The organism is Xanthomonas sp. NCPPB 3583, from assembly GCF_041475715.2.
Classification (GTDB): Bacteria; Pseudomonadota; Gammaproteobacteria; order Xanthomonadales; family Xanthomonadaceae; genus Xanthomonas; species Xanthomonas euvesicatoria.
Genome location: NZ_CM191263.1, coordinates 2,947,770 through 2,964,799, shown reverse-complemented (window position 1 = coordinate 2,964,799; position 17,030 = coordinate 2,947,770). Strand labels below are relative to the sequence as shown.

Genomic DNA, 17,030 nt, shown 5'->3' with positions numbered 1-17,030 from the left:
AACGAATCTGTCGGCGCGCTCAGCCTGCCGCAGCGTTCAACGCAGGCGTCTTGCTGGTCATCAGTTGCGGCCAGCGCTTGAGCACGGCGGCGCGAATGCCGGCCTGGTCGATGCCGGCCTCGGCCAGCAGGTCTTCGCGGCTGGCGTGATGCTGGAAGCTGTCCGGCAGGCCCAGGTGCAGCATCGGCATGGTAACGGCTTCGGCGTTGAGCAGTTCCGACACGCCAGCACCTGCGCCGCCTGCAACCACGTTGTCTTCGATGGTGACGAAGCCGTCGTGGGTTTTTGCGAGCTCCAGCAGCATCGCCTTGTCCAGCGGCTTGACGAAGCGCATGTTCACGACCGTCAGCCCCAGTTCGCGGCCGACCGCCTCTGCCGCATCCACCGTCGCGCCGAAGCCGAGCAGGGCGATGCGGGTGCCGCTGTGGCGCAGCTGCGCCTTGCCGATCGGTAGGGTGGCCAGCGAGGCATCGAGCGCAACACCCGGGCCGGTGCCGCGCGGGTAGCGCACCGCTGCCGGGCCCTGGTACTGCACGCCGGTGCTCAGCATCTGACGGCATTCGGCCTCATCGGCCGGCGCCATCACCACCATGTGCGGCACGCAGCGCAGGAAGCTCAGATCCAGATTGCCGGCATGGGTGGCGCCATCCGGGCCGACCACGCCGCCGCGATCGATCGCAAACAGCACATCCAGTTGCTGCACCGCCACGTCGTGCACCAGTTGGTCGTAGCCGCGCTGCAGGAAGGTGGAATAGATCGCGACCACCGGCTTGGCGCCCTGGGTCGCCATGCCAGCGGCCAGCGTTACCGCGTGCTGCTCGGCAATGGCCACATCGAAATAGCGCTGCGGATATTCCTTGCTGAAGCGCACCAGGCCCGAGCCCTCGCGCATCGCCGGTGTGATCACCAACAGCTTGGGTTCGGCGGCGGCCATGTCGCAGACCCAGTCGCTGAAGACGTCGGTATAGGTCGGCTTCTTGGCGCCGGCCTTTGCCACCAGGCCCTTGCTCGGATCGAACGGGCCAACGGCGTGATAACCGATCTGATCGCCTTCGGCCAGCTCGTAGCCCTTGCCCTTGGTGGTGATGACGTGCAGCAGTTGCGGGCCCTTGAGCGTCTGCAGGGTCTTCAGTGCGCCGACCAGGCTGGGCAGGTCGTGGCCATCGATCGGGCCGGTGTAATGGAAGCCCATCTCCTCGAACAGCGTGGACGGCACGAACATGCCTTTCCAGTGTTCTTCCCAACGCCGCACGAAACGCGCGGTAGGGTTGTTCTTCTTGTCGCCGAGGATCTTCTTGCCGCCTTCGCGGATCGCATTGAGCGTGCGGCTGCCGCTGGCGCGCCCCAGCATCTTGGTCAACCCGCCCACTGCTTCGGAGATCGACATGCGGTTGTCGTTGAGGATCACCAGCAGATTCGGTTCCGGGTCCATGCCGCCAGCGTGGTTCAGCGCTTCGTAGACCATGCCGGCGGTCATTGCGCCGTCGCCGATCACCGCCACCATCTTGCGGTCGTCGCCGTTGCGCTGCGCAGCGATGGCCATGCCGAGCGCGGCCGAGATCGAGGTCGACGAATGGCCCACACCGAAGGTGTCGTAGATGCTTTCTTCGCGCTTGGGAAACGGCGCCACGCCGTCCTTCTGCTTGACCGTGTGGATCTGGTCGCGCCGGCCGGTGAGGATCTTGTGCGGGTAGGTCTGATGCCCGACGTCCCACACCAGTTGATCCACCGGCGTCTGATACAGGTAGTGCAGGGCGACGGTGAGCTCGATCACGCCCAGGCCGGCCGCGAAGTGCCCGCCGCTCTTGCCCACCGATTCGATCAGATAGGAGCGCAGTTCTTCGGCGATCGCGGTCAGCTCGGCTTCGTCGAAGCGGCGCAGATCGTCGGGAGTCTGGATGCGGGACAGGCGCGGATAGCGGGTGGTGTCGATCATCATCGTGTCAATCTTCTGAAGCCGTATTGTCCTCCCCATGCGAAGGCCCGGCAAGCAAACCGGTTCAGCTGTCAGCGGGAAGTGATGGGCACACACACCGTCACGCCTGGCGCGCGCGATGCTTACCCACACCTGCGGCAATCTGCCGCACCGTTCGATGGACCGATTGCGCCGAGTCCTCTAGACCACTTGGCCCTTGCCTGCGTGGGATGGGACGCTTGGCCGTGTCCGGGTGCCTCATGCGTTGGATCGCCGTGGCCGGGTTCGATGTCACGTCGGACACCCCGTGCGCCAGCGAAGCCGCCAGCGCTGCGGCGCGAGTGGGGCAACCGCACGGCATCCAGGCCCAAGCGCCCGTGGTTGTCTTGGCACTCGGCCGAAGGGTGGCGCGGCCACTCACCAGCCGGCAGGCGCAACGCGTGGCCAGCCGGCTTACAGCGACAGCTTGGAGCGTTTGGGCAGCTGCGCGCGCAAAAAGGCCATCTGATCGGACAGGATGTTGCGGTTGGACAGGATCAGGTGCTCGATCCAGCTCGGCCGATAGGGCACCGCCAGCAGCGGCATATGCGCCTGTTGCGGCGTGCGGTTGGCCTTGCGCGAATTGCACTGGAAGCAGGCGGTCACCACGTTTTCCCAACTGTCGCGCCCGCCTTTGGACACCGGCATGACGTGGTCGCGGGTCAGGTGCGGGCGACTGAAATGCTGGCCGCAATACATGCACAGCTGCGAATCGCGCGCGAACAACGCGGTGTTGCTGAGGGTCGGGGTCGGGTCCAGCGCGCGCGACCGGGCATGCCCGCGCGCGGCGATGATGGGGTGCAGTTCCAGCGTGCTGCGCTCGCCGGTCAGCCGCGAGATGCCGCCGTGGATCTGCATGCATGGCTCGCCAAGCGTCCACGACACCGCATCGCGGGCGTACAGGCAGGCAGCGTCTTGCCAGTTGATCCAGTCCAGCACGCGGCCATGCGCATCGAGCGACAGCAGGCGAAGCGTGGGGAGTTGGTGGATTGCAGCGACAGCGCTGCCCGCGTCCGGGGCAGCGCTGCCTCCGGGGACGATCACATCACGAACGTGCGTGTCTGTCTCCATCGGGAAAACAGCTTATACCCGATCGTTGACAGTTTGTGTATCGCAGCGAACGGCGTTGGCGCGTGTTTTCAAAGCACTGGCTCGGCAAGTCCCGTTGCCCGCCATTGCGTGCCGCCGCGCTGCGGAATCGCTCGTCGAACGCAGTGATGGCGTTGATGAGCCGTAGGAGCGCACCCGGGCGCGAGGCTTTGTCGAGCGATACCGCTCTGTCGCGGCCAGGTCCGCTCCTGCGACAGCGGCAGGATTCCGCGGCGTGAGCCGTAGGAGCGCACCCGGCGCGAGGCGCTCAGCCTTCGCCGAACAGCTCCGCTTCCAGGGTCATCAGCGGTGCGGCGCCGCTGCGGATGGCGGCGGCATGGGTCAGGGTGCGCGGCAGGATGCGGGCAAAGTAGAACCGCGCCGTCTCCCGCTTGGCGCGCTTGAAGTCCTCGCTGTGCGCGGAGGCATCGGCAGCGGCCACGCTGCGCGCCCACCAGTACGCCAGCACCACGTAGCCCGAATAAAACAGGTAGTCGTGGCTGGCCGCGCCCAGTTCGTCCGGGTTGCGCGCGGCGCGGTCGAGCACATCGCGGGTCAGCATCGCCCATTCGCTGCACTTGTCGCGCAGCGGCTTGATGAACTCGGCCAGCGCAGCGTTGCCGTCCTGGGCGTTGGCGAAGGTTTCCACATCGGCCAGGAAGAGCTTTAGCCCGGCGGCCTGGCTGGCGGCGGTCTTGCGGCCGATCAGGTCCAGCGCCTGGATGCCGGTGGTGCCTTCGTAGATGGTGGTGATGCGCGCGTCGCGGGCCAGCTGCTCCATGCCGTATTCGCGGATGTAGCCGTGGCCGCCGAAGCACTGCAGCGCGTGGTAGGTGTTCTCGATCGACCATTCGGTCTGGCAGGCCTTGGAGATCGGGGTGAGGAAGCTCACCAGGGTCTCGGCGTCGGCGCGTTCGCGTTCGCTCTCGCCGCGATGGGCGACGTCGACCAGGCTGGCCGCATGCAACGCGAGCAGGCGGCTGCCTTCGGTCAGCGACTTGATGGTCAGCAACATGCGGCGCACGTCCGGGTGCACGATGATCGGGTCGGCCGGCTTGTCCGGGAATTTGGCCCCGCTGAGCGCCCGCGATTGCAACCGCTCGCGGCTGTAGCGCAGGGCGTTCTGGTAGGCGCGCTCGGACAACCCGATGCCTTGCAGGCCCACGCTCAGGCGTGCGGTATTCATCATCGTAAACATCGCCTGCAGTCCCTTGTGGGGCTGGCCGACCAGGTAGCCTTGCGCGCCCTCGAAGTTCATCACGCAGGTGACCGAGCCCTTGATGCCCATCTTGTGCTCGATGGAGCCGCAATGCAGCGCATTGCGCTCGCCCACGCTGCCGTCGCGGCCCACCTTGAACTTGGGGGTGACGAACAGCGAGATGCCCTTGGCGCCGGCCGGTGCGTCCGGCAGCTTGGCCAGTACCAGGTGCACGATGTTGTCGGTGAGGTCGTGCTCGCCGGCGGTGATGAAGATCTTGGTGCCGGTGATGGCGTAGCTGCCATCGGGATTGGGTTCGGCACGGGTCTTGAGCAGGCCCAGGTCGGTGCCGCAATGCGGTTCGGTCAGGCACATGGTGCCGGTCCAGCGGCCGTCGATCAGGGGTTTGAGGAAGACGTCCTGCTGCCAGGTCTCGCCGTGCTGGCGCAGGGCTTCCATCGCGCCATGCGACAGCAGCGGAAAGTTGCCCCAGGCCAGGTTGGCAGCGTTGATCATTTCGCTCAGCGGCACGCCCAGCGTGTGCGGCATGCCTTGGCCGCCGAATTGCGGTTCGGCGGTGAGCCCGTTCCAGCCGCCTTCCACGAATTGATCGTAGGCGGCGCGGAAGCCGGGCGGGGTGGTCACCGCGTGCGTGCTCTTGTCGAACGCGCAACCGATCTCGTCGCCCACGCTGTTGAGCGGCGCCAGCACTTGCGAGGTGAAGCGGCCGGCCTCTTCGAGGACGGCGTCGATGATGTCGGTGCTGGCCTCGGTGTAGCCGAGCCGGGCGAACAGGGCGTGCGCGCCGAGCACGTCGTGCAGGGCAAAGCGGAAATCGGTCAGCGGGGCGGTATAGCTGCTCATGCGGGATCCTTGGAAGCGGGTACGGGAGGCGTGCGCGTGCGCCTTAGCGACTCTTAGCGCAGCACGCCGTTGAGGCCGGGAGCCGGGCTGAGCGTATTGCGCGATTCCACACTGAACTCGCGTTGTTTCTTGTCCTGTGGGGTCGCCCAGACCGTGCCCTTGAGCGTGTACGGGAACGAGCGGCCGCCGGCCAGCACGTCGGCCGCGGTGATGCGGCCCAGCGAGGTGGGTTGCACGGTGACGGTGACCACGTCTGCGGTTTCCGGGCCGATCGACATGCCCACGGCCTGGTCGAGCTTGCCGGCCAGTTGATCGCCGGCAGAGATTTCCAGTGCCACGCGTTCGAACTGCATCGGGATGCTGCTGTAGTTCTGCAGGCGCAGGTCCACCGACCAGGAGCCGTCGGCACGCACGGTCAGTTGCTGGATGCTGGCGGCCGGCTCGGACACCCGGCGGACTGCGCCGCCGCAGGCGCTCAGCAGCAGCCCGCAGGCCAGCGACACAAGAAGAAGGCGATAGGCACGACGCATGGACTCGGGTCCTTGGCGGAATGAGGCGGCGCCAAGAATACTACGCAGTACGGTCGCCGCTCCCGAGTGCGCGAAGCGCGGGTGCCGGATCATTACGCCAGGTGATACGCAGCCTCACAATAACGGCGCGGCCACAATCAACGTCGACAGGTCGTAGCCCATCTCGGTCGCCTGCGCCTTGAGCCGTTCCAGTTGCGCGCGCTGCATCTGTGGCGAGCGCGACAGGATCCACAGGTACTTGCGATCCGGCTCGCCGACCACCGCCCATTGGTAATCCGGGTCGAGCGCGATCACCCAATAGTCGGCCCACACCAGCGGCAACCAACCCAGCCACTCGGGAGCAAAGCGCACCTGCAACTGCCCGGGCTGGCCGGCGACCGGGCGCGCCACGCCGTCGGCCTGGGTCAGGCTGCCATCGGCGGTGCGGCAGCCATTGCGCACGCCGATCAAGCCGTCGTCGCGCAAGGTGTAGCTGGCGGTAATGTCGCTGCGGCACTTTTTCTGGAACGACACCGGCAGGTGCGCAATCTCATGCCACTGGCCGGCATAGCGCGAGATGTCCAGCTGCGGCACCGCGCGCACCGGCTGTTGCGCAAACGCTGTCAGCGGCAGCAGGGCGACGAACGACAACAGCAGGCGGGGCAGGCGCATGACAATCTCCGGTGGACGCGCGCAGGCTAGGCCATGTCGCCGGCCGCGCGGCGTGAAGCGGTGCAAGAAACGCGGCCCCCACGGCGGCCGGCAACAAAGTTGCTCGCAACGCTTGCCCAAACTGCGCCTGCTCGCTATAGTGCGCGTCCTCGCAACGCAGGCATCGTGTTGCAGGTTAAGTGGCCGAGTAGCTCAGTTGGTAGAGCAGGGGATTGAAAATCCCCGTGTCGGCGGTTCGATTCCGTCCTCGGCCACCATATCCAAGCCTTCGTTCGCAAGGCTTCCCGGTTCTCACCGGATCTGTTGTTCCCCTGTCACTGCCTCGATTTTGCGCGCGCTGCACAGTCTTTGTGCTGCATGCGCGCGTGCTTGCGCTGACGTGATCCAGCGCGGACGCAGACTCGCGCATTGGTTCGGCCACCCGTTCATCCGCGTAGGTCCTATGTGTACGCAATGCAATCGATTTCGACGTGGTCTTCAAATGCGCATGGCGATACTGCGCGCATGACGCACAAGACACTTCGACGCACCCTGATCCACGGTTACTGCGGTGAATTCCGCGTGGAGACCCTGGAAAGCCAGGCGCCTGGCGCGACGCTGTGGCTTTCCACCGCGTTCGTCTACCACCGCGACCGCGCCGCGCCCGTGGCCACGGTCGAGGGCGCAGGGCAGGGCGAATATCGGGGCGACGCACGCGAGCAGGCGCTGCGCGTCGGTTCTTGTCTGGCGGAGTTTCTGGACCCCAAGGAATACCGCAGCTGCGAGAGGCAGAGTGGCTGAATCGCGGGCTCTCGCATGCGCTTGGAGAGCGTAGGCGGCGGGACCGTTGTTGGTGGGGGGAACAGGACAGGCCGGCGTCGCGTCGCGCGATGCCTCGCATGAACTCAGCACCTGCTGCGCGTGCCCAAGTGAACACGCCACCCATGCCGTGCCTACAGCAACACCACGTTGTGCAAATGCGTTTGAAGGCCCTTGCGCAAAATCCGGTAGCAATCGCGATCGAAGTCGCCGGGTGCGGTCTTCAGTTTGCGGGCCGCAGCCAGCGAGGTGGCGCTGCCCAGATAGTGCCAGTTGCGCAGCACGTGAAACTGACGCAACTGCTTGCCCTCTTCCTTCAACGCCACCGCGCCAGGAAACGGCCAGACGGCCTGTTCCAGATGCTCAAGGGCGGCGCGTAAACGCATCTCGTGGTCGCCCAGCGATTCGGCGCCATGGCAGGCACCGGCACAGCGCTTCAACATGGCGCGGAAACACGGGCGACCATCGGTGGCGCGTTCCAGGCCGAGCAGCCCGTAGCAAAGGCGGTCGCGATCGGCCAGCCGCCGCAGCGCTTCCTGGGCGGCGCGTGGGCTGGAATAGAGCCCATACAGCCACGATATGACCGCCGGGTCGCGCTCGGCCGAATGCACGATGGACACGTCGCCGCAATACAGCCGGATCGAAAACTGACGCGGGACGCGCCGCAGCGTCTGGTTGTACAGCGGGCGCATCGATTTGATGAGCTGCGATTCCAGCAGCTGCGCACCGAGATCGCCGGCCATTTCGAACACGCTGATGCGACGGGTCTGGCGCAATAGCGAGGCTTCGCGTGGCGTGCGGAAGTGATCCATCACCCGCACCCGCAAGTTGACGCTCTTGCCGATATACAACGGCAGCTCGCTGTCCTGGCCGTGGAAGAGATACACCCCGGCAGTCGTCGGCAAGGTTTCGAGCGTGCTGCGCAAATGATCGGGGGAGGCGTATTCGACCGCACCGAGCCCGCGGCGAACGCGTTCACTGCGTGCCACGGCGGACCTTGGTCTGCTGCTGCGTCAGTGGATCGACGCGTGCGCAACCATCCAGGGGGCCTGGCGCTGCTGCATGCACGGTGGGGTGCGAGTGTGTGCGGAACATCCTGGTCATCGGGCGGCAGCGTGCCGATGTGCTGTCGCATCAGCTGAGACGCCGCCCGATTCTTGAAAAGAACGCGCTTCCGGAAAGAGCTGCGGCCCTTGCGGAACCGCCTTGGTACCTGCCGTGTTGCGCAGCTCAGCGGTTGTTGCCGCCACCGCTCGCCTGGCCGCCCTTCTTGCCGGCCTCGCGTGCTTCTTCCGAGGTGAACTCGTGGGCGTTGCCGCTTTCGTGGGCCGCCTTGCCGCCCTTGGAAGCGATTTCGCGCTGCTTGTCTTCGTCCATCGAAGCAAAGCCGCGGTTGCTGGTGCCACCCTTGTTGTCGTTCTGATTTGCCATTGCAGATTCTCACTCGTCGGTTGGGGAATGCACCACTGGACGCCGTGGTGCAGGGCCAGCATCGCGGTGGAGGCATCAATCGGACGTGGGGATTTCGACAGCCGGGCGTGAGCCAGCAAGCGGGCTTGAGGAGCGATCTTCACTGGCGAAAAACGCGGTGTGGCGACGCAATGCGGCAGACGCTCGACAGGATTGCGGCTCCATCGCGCGTGTGCGCCGAATGGCATGCGGCGACCGTGCGACGACACGCCCCTACGTGTTGCGCGCCGATGCCGGAGCGCGGGGCAGGAGCGGCCGGCTATGCTGGTAGCCCCGACGCAGACCAGAACACAGCGATGACGACACGATGCAGATGGTGGGCAACCGTGCTGGCAACGACCGCGACGCTGGCCATGTCAGCCGGCGCCGCTACGCTGCCTGCCGGTGCTGCCAGCCTGTTACCGGCCGGGCAGTCGGTGATGAGTGTCGCTAGTGCGGATCTCACCGGCGATGGCCGGCAGGATTACGTGGTTGCGTTGCGTGCATCCGCAGAACAAACGCTGCGCGGCCCTGGCCATGCAGCACCGCCGCGTACCCTGCTGGTGCTGGTTGCAAACGCCGACGGTGGGTTTGTGGAAGCCGCGCGCAACATGCGGGTGATCTTCAACGCCGACGAAGGCGGGCAGTGCGATCCATTTCTGGACAGCGACCAGGGCCTGGTCGCAAAGGGCGCGTATTTCACCGTGCAAAACGCGGTGGCGTGCGGACAACACTGGACCGACTACATCACCTTTCGTTACGACCGCCGCCGCGGCGTCTTCGTGTTCCACAAACGCGTGATCGAAGCATGGGAAATGAACACCCAGGACACGCCCGATGCCCAAGCGCTGCGTCTGAGCGAGCACAAGGAAATTGCCGCCGACCCGCGTAAGCCGGTGCTGCTCTCTGCCTACAGGCCTGCGCCGTGATGGCGCTATCGCAGCGCATCCGGTTCGATGGCGGGCGCGGCCGTACGGGAAATGCTCATGGATGTGACGAATCGCCTCACCGAACCCAACTAGACTGTAGCCACGGGAATGGCCCCGCGGAGAACATCACTTGAACGATCCCGGTCACGGAGAGCTGCGGGCGCCTCAGATCAGCGACACACGCGGCTTGCCTGTCGAGAAGCACCGCTCGGACATCTTCTTTGCCGCAGTGGAAACCACGCGCATGCCGATGACGGTGACCGACCCTCATCTTCCGGATAATCCCATCGTGTTCGCCAACCGCGCGTTCCTGGAGATGACCGGCTATGCCGCCGATGAGGTCATCGGCAACAACTGCCGTTTCCTGCAGGGGCCCGAGACCGATCCGGCCAGCATCAGCGATGTGCGCGCATCGATCGAAAGCCGCAGCGAATTTGCCACCGAGGTGCTGAATTACCGCAAGGACGGCTCCTCGTTCTGGAATGCGCTTTTCATCTCGCCGGTGTTCGACGACAAGGGCAACCTGGTCTATTTCTTCGGCTCGCAATTGGATGTAAGCCGGCGCCGCGATGCCGAAGATGCGCTGCGCCAGGCGCAGAAGATGGAAGCGCTGGGCCAGCTGACGGGCGGCATCGCGCACGATTTCAACAATCTGCTGCAGGTGATGTCTGGACATCTGGAAGTGATCCAGATGATGGCCAGCGCCGGCGCGGGGAATGCCGAGCGGATTGCCTTCAGTGCCGAACACGCGGCGGCCGCCGCTGCCAAGGCGGCCACCTTGACCCAGCAATTGCTGGCGTTTTCGCGCAAGCAGAAACTGCGCGGGCGGGTCGTGAACCTCAACGGGCTGGTGGCCGGCATGACCAACATGGCCGAGCGCGCGCTGGGGGGCGGCGTCACCCTGCGCCAGACGCTGGAAGAAGGGCTGTGGAACTGCCAGATCGACACCACCCAGGCAGAGGTGGCGCTGTTGAATGTGTTGATCAATGCGCGCGACGCGATGGCGCAGGCCGAACGCAAGGAAGTCACGGTGCAGACCCAGAACGTGGAGATCTCGGGCCACGACCTGGCGATGTATCACCAGCTGTCCCCGGGCCGCTACGTCAGCATCGCCGTGACCGATACCGGCTCGGGCATGCCGCCGGAGGTGGTCAGCCGGGTGATGGAACCGTTCTTCACCACCAAGGAGGAAGGGCAGGGCACCGGCCTGGGCCTGTCGATGGTGTACGGCTTCGTCAAGCAGTCTGGCGGCACCGTGCGCATCTATAGCGAGGTGGGCGAAGGCACCACGGTGCGGCTGTATTTCCCCGCCTCCAGCGAATTCGAAAACGATTTGCAGGCCGCCAAGAGCCGCGCCATCGACAAGGGGGGCAACGAAACCATCCTGGTGGTGGAAGACAAGCAGGACGTGGCGGTGGTGGCGCGGATGTTTCTGGAAAAAGCCGGTTACCGCGTCCTGTCTGCATCCAGCGGACGCGAGGCGGTGGAGGTCCTGGAGAAGACCCCGCAGGTGGATGCGCTGTTCACCGACCTGATCATGCCCGGCGGTATGAACGGGGTAATGCTCGCCCGTGAGGCGCGCCGCATGTTGCCGAAGATCAAGATCCTGCTCACCACCGGCTACGCCGATGCGAGCATCCAGCGCACCGATGTGGGCGGCGCCGAATTCGATGTGGTCGACAAACCCTACACGCAGAAGGAACTGCTCAAGCGCATCCGCATGTTGCTGGATGGGCCGACCGGGGTTGGTTGAGGCCGGCAGACCGCCAGTGCGATGCCGCTGCGGCATCGCACTGCAGCCGCGATTGCAGTTTCAAGATTGCGTCAGTTCGCCAGCGCGGCGCCCGCAGCCGCAGGCGTGGGGAGCAGCCTGGCAGCCGTGAGGCCCGCGGAGCTGGGCGCCTGTCGCCTCCGCCAGATCACCCGCGTCCTGCACGGGGCGTTGGCCAGATCACCAGGCTTGTCTTGCGGCGAGAACATCCAGGCCACATCGGTGAATAGCACGTCGGTGAGTGGCTGGCCGTTCCGGCACGCGCTGCACCACAAGCAGGTTCCCGCGATCACTCCCGAAAACGCACTGGTCCCGTAAAGGCAGTCACTACTGCTGCCGATCCCACCTCCGCGCGCTCAGTCACCCACCGGCGCCACATAACCTTCGGGTTTGTCGGCATTGCGCTCGAACAGGAACTTCTGCAGTTCGGCTTCGAGAAAGGCGCGGTGTTTTGGGTCGCGCGGCGACAGCCGGTTTTCGTTGATCAGCATGGTCTGATGCGCCAGCCACGCTTGCCAGGCGGTCTTGCCGATCTGCGCGAAAATGCGCTGGCCGAGCTCGCCCGGATACGGCACGAAATCCAGGCCTTCGGCGTCGCTTTGCTGGTAGTGGCAGAACACGGTGCGGGACATGCGGATTCCTTTGGGACACGCGTTTACAGCGCGTCGAGCAACTTGCGGATCGGCGCCGGCAGGCCCAGCGATGCAAGATCGGCAGGCGCTACCCAGCGTAGATCGTCATTGTCGCCCACCGCCGGACGTAGCGCGACCTTGCGCAGGCGCAAGGGCTGCAAATGCAGCCGGTAGTGGCTGAAGGTGTGCACGATCGGCGGCATCTCGTCGGCGCGCTCGTAGTTGCCGTCGATATGCGCTGCGAACCAGGCGCGCATGCCGCTGTGGGTATCGGCCTGCGGCAGCGTCCACAGCGCGGCCCAGATGCCGGTTGGCGGGCGTCGCTGCAGCAGGATGTGGCCCTCGGCATTCTGCAGCAGCAGCGCAGTGGCCTCGCGTTCGGGCAGCTGCTTGCCGGGCTTGGGAGTGGGCAATGCCTCGACCAGGCCATCGCGGCGTGCGATGCAATCGGTCTGCAGCGGGCACAGCACACAGGCGGGCTTGGCGCGCGTGCACAGCGTGGCGCCGAAATCCATCTGCGCCTGGGTGTAGTCGGCCAGGCGGCCAGCCGGGACATGCGCAACATGGCTGGTGGCCAGTTGCCATAACTGTTTTTCAATCGCCGGCAGGCCGGGATACCCGGCAATGCCGTGGAAGCGGGCGAGCACGCGTTTGACGTTGCCGTCCATGATCGCGAAGCGATCGTTCCAGGCCTGGCTCAGGATCGCGCCTGCCGTGCTGCGGCCGATGCCCGGCAGCGCAAGCAGTGCATCGAAGTCGCGCGGCAATTGCCCACCGTGCAGCGCGACGCATTGCTTGGCGGCGGCATGCAGATTGCGCGCGCGGGCGTAGTAGCCCAGTCCGGCCCACTGCGCCATCACGGTGTCGTTGTCGGCCGCCGCCAGATCGGCCAGCGCGGGGAAGCGCGCCATGAACTTGTGGAAATACGGAATGACCACCGCCACCTGGGTCTGCTGCAGCATGATTTCCGACAGCCACACCCGGTAGGGCGTGCGTGGGTGCTGCCAGGGCAGATCATGGCGGCCATGGCCGTCGAACCAGTGCAACAGGCGGTCGACAAAGGCATCGGCGGAGGGAGTGGCGTGGTCGGCTGGCATGAGCTTTGCTGGCGATGGAGGCGAGGCGAGAGTGGCGGGACGGGGGAGTGGATCTGCTGCGCGTGTCGTGCGTGGCGTCCCTTCGCTGCAGCGCAACCGTCATTCCGCCCAGGCACCGTTCGCAGAAAGATCCTTCATCGCCAGCCCGATGCGGTGGTGTCGGCGCATGGGAGCAGGCCGCTGACGCATCCGCGCGACCTTGCCTTCAGCGTCCTGCGCGCAAGGGCTGGGCAACCTCCAGGACGCATCTTGCCTGCAACCAATCGCATGGCACCCGCCGCACCGTGCAACCTGCCTGTAGCGCCTGCGCGCGCAGCGGTTGCAGACGCGGGCAGGCATCTTCCGATCAGCCGCCCAAAGCGTCGGGCAACAGCGCGTCGACGAAGGCGACCGGGTCGAAGACGCGCAGATCTTCCGGACGCTCGCCGATACCGGCAAAGCGGATCGGAATATTGAACTCGCGCGCCAGCGCGAACACCACGCCGCCCTTGGCGGTGCCGTCGAGCTTGGTCACGACCAGGCCGGTGACGCCCACGGCAGCGTGGAACTGGCGCAGCTGCGAGATGGCGTTCTGGCCGGTGGTGCCGTCGATGACCATCAGGACTTCGTGCGGCGCGGCGGCATCGATCTTGCCGAGCACGCGGCGGATCTTGCCGAGCTCGTTCATCAGCCCGGTCTGGGTGTGCAGGCGGCCGGCGGTGTCGGCGATCAACACATCGGTGCCGCGCGCCTTGGCGGCCTGCAGCGCGTCGAACGCCACCGACGCGGCATCGGCGTTTTGCCCCTGCGCGATCACGGCCACCCCATTGCGATCGCCCCAGGCCTGCAATTGCGCCACCGCCGCAGCACGGAAGGTGTCGCCGGCGGCCAGCATCAGGCTGTTGCCTTCGTCCTTGAAGCGCTTGGCCAGCTTGCCGATGGTGGTGGTCTTGCCGACGCCGTTGACACCGACGGTGAGCACCACGAACGGTTTGAGCGAGCGGTCGATCACCAGCGGCTTGGAGACCGGCTGCAGCAGCGCGATGAGATCGGCACGCAAGGCCTTGAACAGAGCCTGGGCGTCGACGAATTCGCGCGATTTCATCCGCTTGCGCAGGCCGTCGATCAACGCAGTGGTGGCGCCGATGCCGACGTCGGCGGTGATCAGTGCGGTTTCGATTTCATCCAGCAGGTCGTCATCGAGCTTGGGATTGCGCGAGAACAGGCCGCCGAAGCTGCGTGCGAAGGTGCTGTTGCGCAGCCGCTCGCGCCAGCCGGGTTTTCCCGCCGGCGCGGCGGGGAGGGCGTCGCGCTGGCCGACGATGCTGTCGTCCTGCGTACTCGCCAGCGGTGCACTGACGATGGCCGGTGCGGTGACCGTCGGCGCGGTACTGGTCGGGGGCGCGCTGGCGGGAGCTGAAGCAGCCGGTGCAGGCGTCGAGACCGGCCCAGCGGCCACCGGCGGTGCGACCACGGCAGGGGCGACGGGTTGCGAAGGTGTGGCCGGCTGGGCAGGCACGACGGGAGGCGGCGTTGGAACGGTCTGCGGCTGCGCCACGACCGGCGGCACCACCACGACCGGCGCGCCGGGCGCGCTGGCGGGCATTGGGTCTGGCAGCGCCTGCAATGCGGTCGGCGCGGGCGCCGCAGGAGTTGCAGGCGCGCTGGGGACGGCGGCAATACTCTGCGCCTGGCCAGTGCGTGCAGCGATTTCCTGCGCCAGCTGGTCGGCTGGCGCGGCGGTGGTCTGCGGCGGTGCTGGCGCCGCAGGCTCGCTGCCTGCCGGAGCAGGAGTGACAGGCGCAATAGCCGGCGTTGCGGCCGTCTGTCTGCCTGGCTCGGCCGTGGGCAGCGCGTCGACCGGCGATGCCGGGGGGGCGGCAGACGGCGCGGTGGGAAATGCGGCTGCCAGTTCTTCCAGGCTGTAGCGCGAGGTACGCGAGCTGTCGGGCGTGGTTGGCTTGTTACGGCGAAAAAAGCTGGCCATTGGCAACGCAGTAGGGGAAACCGGAAATTCTATCATCCAGCCCTGCTGACACCTTGACGCTGCCTTTAGCGTGGCGCCGCGTCCGGGCGCATTGCATGCAGCGCAGTCCCGCAGGTCTGGCGACTGCCCCGGCTGCGCCAGTGCATGGCAAATCCTGCCGAATTCGGCATTTGTGCCAGCGATGTGTCAACGCGAAGTTGTGTCCTTATAACTGACCCTTGAGCGCGCGATAATCGCGCGGCGTCATGCCGACGGTGGCCTTGAACTGACGCGCGAACGCGCTCTGGTCGGCGAACCCGCAGCGTTGCCCGATGCTGGCGATGCTGTCGTCGCCGTACAGCAGCCGCATCGCCGATTCGATGCGCAACTTGGTCAGCAATTGCTGCGGGGTGACCTGGAACACGCGGCGGAAGTGGCGTTCCAGCTGCGCCACCGATAACCCGGCCAGGTCGGCCAGGCTCTGCACGCGCAGGTTGTCGCCGAAGTTGGCCTGCATGTGTTCCATCACCTGGCTCAAGCGTTCGTATGCAGAATGTCGGCTGTCGGGCTGGCCCAGGTCGCGTGAGATGCCGACCACGCCGATCACCTCATTGGCCTCGCACAGCGGGCGTTTGAAGGTCAGGCACCAGCCCGGCAGGCGGTTGGGGTACAGATGCACTTCGAGCTGGTTGTCGATGAGCTCGCCGCACAGCACGCGGCGGTCCTGCATCATGTAGCTGCCGCCCAGCGGCAACGGGAACACTTCCAGCGGCGAGCGGCCGATGATCTCGCTGCGCAGCTTGCGTCCCAACCGGCGCACCAGGGTCAGGTTGCAATGGGTGTAGCGGCCCTCGCTGTCCTTGATGAAGAACACCACATCCGGCAGTGCATCGAACAGCGTCTGCATTTCCAGGGCGGGCAGGTTGAGGTCCATCAGGGTCATGGTGGCGGTCACGATTAGACGGTTGCACGACGGTGCAGCCCAGCAATGATCCTAGCGCAAACGCGCGGTTGTGATTCGGGTGGATGATTGTGCGGATTTCCGCATTTTCACTTGGCATTGAACGCTAGTCGCCCGCAGGTCGGCAGTGGGAGCATGGGATATGCACACCATCGACGTCATCGACTCCCACACGGCTGGCGAGCCTACCCGCGTGGTCCTTTCCGGTTTTCCAGATCTGGGCGATGGCGACCTGGCGCAGTGCCGCGAACGCTTTCGCAGCGAGTTCGACCACTGGCGCAGCGCCATCGCCTGCGAGCCGCGTGGGTCGGACACCATGGTGGGCGCCTTGTTGCTGCCCCCGCGCGACCCAGGCGCCTGCACCGGGGTGATCTTCTTCAACAACGTGGGCTACCTGGGCATGTGCGGGCACGGCACCATCGGGGTGGTCCGCACGCTGGCCGAGCTGGGGCGCATCGGCCCGGGCCAGCACCGGATCGAGACGCCGGTCGGCACGGTGGGCGTGGAGCTGGCCGACGACGGCACGGTGTGGGTGGACAATGTCGAGAGCTATCGCGTTGCCAGCGGGGTGGAGGTGGAGGTGCCGGGGCATGGCCGGGTGCGCGGCGACGTGGCCTGGGGCGGCAACTGGTTCTTCATCACCGAGCAGGCGCCGTGCGCGCTGGACCTGGCGCATCAGCGCGAGCTGACCGCCTACACCGAGGCGGTTCGGCTGGCCCTGGAAGCGGCCGGGATCACTGGCGAGGCAGGTGGCGAGATCGACCATATCGAAGTCAACGGCGCTGCGCCCGACGGTAGCGGCGTGGCGCGCAATTTCGTGCTGTGCCCGGGCTTGGCCTACGACCGCTCGCCATGCGGCACCGGCACCAGCGCCAAGCTGGCCTGCCTGGCGGCGGACGGCAAGTTGGCCGAAGGCGAGCGCTGGGTGCAGCAAGGCATTCTGGGCAGCGCCTTCGAAGGCAATTATCGGTTGAGCGGGCGTGGCATCGCACCGCGCATCAGTGGGCGGGCGTACATCACCGCGCGCGCGCAACTGGTGATCGACCCGGCGGACCCGTTCGCCTGGGGCATCGTGGCCTGATGGAACCCCAGCGGCCCGCACCGGTGCTTGCGTCGGTCACGCCGTCTGGCGCAGCACTGTCTGCTGCGATGGCAGGAACTG

15 protein-coding genes and 1 tRNA gene are annotated in these 17,030 nt (G+C 66.2%); 5 read left to right on the top strand and 11 right to left on the bottom strand.

Going from position 1 to position 17,030, the window contains the following annotated elements; translation table 11 throughout:
* Positions 1–19 precede the first annotated feature (19 nt).
* From dxs to ACCQ07_RS12950, 5 genes are all read right to left on the bottom strand, one after another.
* On the bottom strand, positions 20–1,936 hold the full coding sequence (gene dxs, locus ACCQ07_RS12970) for a 1-deoxy-D-xylulose-5-phosphate synthase (RefSeq protein WP_372364146.1): 1,917 nt from the start codon (positions 1,934–1,936) through the stop codon (positions 20–22).
* Positions 1,937–2,368: 432 nt separating this feature from the next.
* Positions 2,369–3,025, bottom strand: coding sequence for an HNH endonuclease (locus ACCQ07_RS12965; protein WP_008571389.1), 657 nt, complete (start codon positions 3,023–3,025; stop codon positions 2,369–2,371).
* A gap of 286 nt (positions 3,026–3,311) precedes the next feature.
* On the bottom strand, positions 3,312–5,105 hold the full coding sequence (locus ACCQ07_RS12960; protein WP_008571388.1) for an acyl-CoA dehydrogenase C-terminal domain-containing protein: 1,794 nt from the start codon (positions 5,103–5,105) through the stop codon (positions 3,312–3,314).
* A 53-nt stretch (positions 5,106–5,158) separates the two neighbouring features.
* A complete protein-coding gene (locus ACCQ07_RS12955) occupies positions 5,159–5,635 on the bottom strand; it encodes an LEA/WHy family protein (RefSeq protein ID WP_011347883.1) in 477 nt (158 codons plus the stop codon).
* 114 nt (positions 5,636–5,749) lie between these two features.
* Positions 5,750–6,286 (bottom strand): lipocalin family protein, encoded by a 537-nt coding sequence (locus ACCQ07_RS12950; RefSeq protein WP_011347882.1) that lies wholly within the window; start codon positions 6,284–6,286, stop codon positions 5,750–5,752.
* Between the two features lie 181 nt (positions 6,287–6,467).
* Here ACCQ07_RS12950 and ACCQ07_RS12945 point away from each other — a divergent pair.
* Both ACCQ07_RS12945 and ACCQ07_RS12940 read left to right on the top strand, forming a co-directional pair.
* A tRNA-Phe gene (locus ACCQ07_RS12945) sits at positions 6,468–6,543 on the top strand.
* Positions 6,544–6,790: 247 nt separating this feature from the next.
* Complete coding sequence (locus tag ACCQ07_RS12940; RefSeq protein ID WP_014090462.1) at positions 6,791–7,066, top strand: hypothetical protein; 276 nt, start codon at positions 6,791–6,793, stop codon at positions 7,064–7,066.
* A gap of 152 nt (positions 7,067–7,218) precedes the next feature.
* Here ACCQ07_RS12940 and cho read toward each other — a convergent pair whose 3' ends face one another.
* Positions 7,219–8,010 (bottom strand): excinuclease Cho, encoded by a 792-nt coding sequence (gene cho, locus ACCQ07_RS12935; RefSeq protein ID WP_234703046.1) that lies wholly within the window; start codon positions 8,008–8,010, stop codon positions 7,219–7,221.
* A 304-nt stretch (positions 8,011–8,314) separates the two neighbouring features.
* Complete coding sequence (locus ACCQ07_RS12930; protein ID WP_005914053.1) at positions 8,315–8,515, bottom strand: KGG domain-containing protein; 201 nt, start codon at positions 8,513–8,515, stop codon at positions 8,315–8,317.
* Positions 8,516–8,850: 335 nt separating this feature from the next.
* Between ACCQ07_RS12930 and ACCQ07_RS12925 the strand changes: the two genes are divergently transcribed.
* Positions 8,851–9,462, top strand: coding sequence for a hypothetical protein (locus tag ACCQ07_RS12925; protein ID WP_372163953.1), 612 nt, complete (start codon positions 8,851–8,853; stop codon positions 9,460–9,462).
* A 130-nt stretch (positions 9,463–9,592) separates the two neighbouring features.
* On the top strand, positions 9,593–11,215 hold the full coding sequence (locus ACCQ07_RS12920; protein WP_014090458.1) for a hybrid sensor histidine kinase/response regulator: 1,623 nt from the start codon (positions 9,593–9,595) through the stop codon (positions 11,213–11,215).
* Positions 11,216–11,589: 374 nt separating this feature from the next.
* Here ACCQ07_RS12920 and ACCQ07_RS12915 read toward each other — a convergent pair whose 3' ends face one another.
* The 4 genes from ACCQ07_RS12915 to ACCQ07_RS12900 all read right to left on the bottom strand — a co-directional run bounded on the left by ACCQ07_RS12915 (position 11,590) and on the right by ACCQ07_RS12900 (position 15,850).
* A complete protein-coding gene (locus ACCQ07_RS12915; RefSeq protein ID WP_008571381.1) occupies positions 11,590–11,865 on the bottom strand; it encodes an oxidative damage protection protein in 276 nt (91 codons plus the stop codon).
* Positions 11,866–11,888: 23 nt separating this feature from the next.
* The gene (mutY, locus tag ACCQ07_RS12910; protein ID WP_008571380.1) at positions 11,889–12,962 is read right to left on the bottom strand and encodes an A/G-specific adenine glycosylase; all 1,074 of its coding nucleotides are present in this window, start codon (positions 12,960–12,962) and stop codon (positions 11,889–11,891) included.
* Positions 12,963–13,308: 346 nt separating this feature from the next.
* Positions 13,309–14,928 carry a signal recognition particle-docking protein FtsY gene (ftsY, locus tag ACCQ07_RS12905; RefSeq protein WP_218489151.1) on the bottom strand — a complete coding sequence of 540 codons (1,620 nt, stop codon included), beginning with the start codon at positions 14,926–14,928 and terminating at the stop codon, positions 13,309–13,311.
* A 205-nt stretch (positions 14,929–15,133) separates the two neighbouring features.
* Positions 15,134–15,850, bottom strand: a complete 717-nt coding sequence (locus ACCQ07_RS12900) for an AraC family transcriptional regulator (protein WP_007965956.1) — start codon at positions 15,848–15,850, stop codon at positions 15,134–15,136.
* A gap of 160 nt (positions 15,851–16,010) precedes the next feature.
* Between ACCQ07_RS12900 and ACCQ07_RS12895 the strand changes: the two genes are divergently transcribed.
* Positions 16,011–16,949, top strand: a complete 939-nt coding sequence (locus ACCQ07_RS12895) for a proline racemase family protein (protein WP_008571377.1) — start codon at positions 16,011–16,013, stop codon at positions 16,947–16,949.
* The last annotated feature ends 81 nt before the right edge of the window (positions 16,950–17,030 follow it).

Excerpts from the sequence above, each read along its gene's own strand:
- ACCQ07_RS12895 (WP_008571377.1), top strand. The coding sequence starts at position 16,011 with ATGCACACCATCGACGTCATCGACTCCCACACGGCTGGCGAGCCTACC.
- ACCQ07_RS12940 (WP_014090462.1), top strand. The coding sequence starts at position 6,791 with ATGACGCACAAGACACTTCGACGCACCCTGATCCACGGTTACTGCGGT.
- ACCQ07_RS12925 (WP_372163953.1), top strand. The coding sequence starts at position 8,851 with ATGACGACACGATGCAGATGGTGGGCAACCGTGCTGGCAACGACCGCG.
- ACCQ07_RS12915 (WP_008571381.1), bottom strand. The coding sequence starts at position 11,865 with ATGTCCCGCACCGTGTTCTGCCACTACCAGCAAAGCGACGCCGAAGGC.
- ftsY (WP_218489151.1), bottom strand. The coding sequence starts at position 14,928 with ATGGCCAGCTTTTTTCGCCGTAACAAGCCAACCACGCCCGACAGCTCG.
- ACCQ07_RS12900 (WP_007965956.1), bottom strand. The coding sequence starts at position 15,850 with ATGACCCTGATGGACCTCAACCTGCCCGCCCTGGAAATGCAGACGCTG.
- ACCQ07_RS12965 (WP_008571389.1), bottom strand. The coding sequence starts at position 3,025 with ATGGAGACAGACACGCACGTTCGTGATGTGATCGTCCCCGGAGGCAGC.
- dxs (WP_372364146.1), bottom strand. The coding sequence starts at position 1,936 with ATGATCGACACCACCCGCTATCCGCGCCTGTCCCGCATCCAGACTCCC.
- ACCQ07_RS12960 (WP_008571388.1), bottom strand. The coding sequence starts at position 5,105 with ATGAGCAGCTATACCGCCCCGCTGACCGATTTCCGCTTTGCCCTGCAC.
- mutY (WP_008571380.1), bottom strand. The coding sequence starts at position 12,962 with ATGCCAGCCGACCACGCCACTCCCTCCGCCGATGCCTTTGTCGACCGC.
- ACCQ07_RS12950 (WP_011347882.1), bottom strand. The coding sequence starts at position 6,286 with ATGCGCCTGCCCCGCCTGCTGTTGTCGTTCGTCGCCCTGCTGCCGCTG.
- ACCQ07_RS12955 (WP_011347883.1), bottom strand. The coding sequence starts at position 5,635 with ATGCGTCGTGCCTATCGCCTTCTTCTTGTGTCGCTGGCCTGCGGGCTG.
- ACCQ07_RS12930 (WP_005914053.1), bottom strand. The coding sequence starts at position 8,515 with ATGGCAAATCAGAACGACAACAAGGGTGGCACCAGCAACCGCGGCTTT.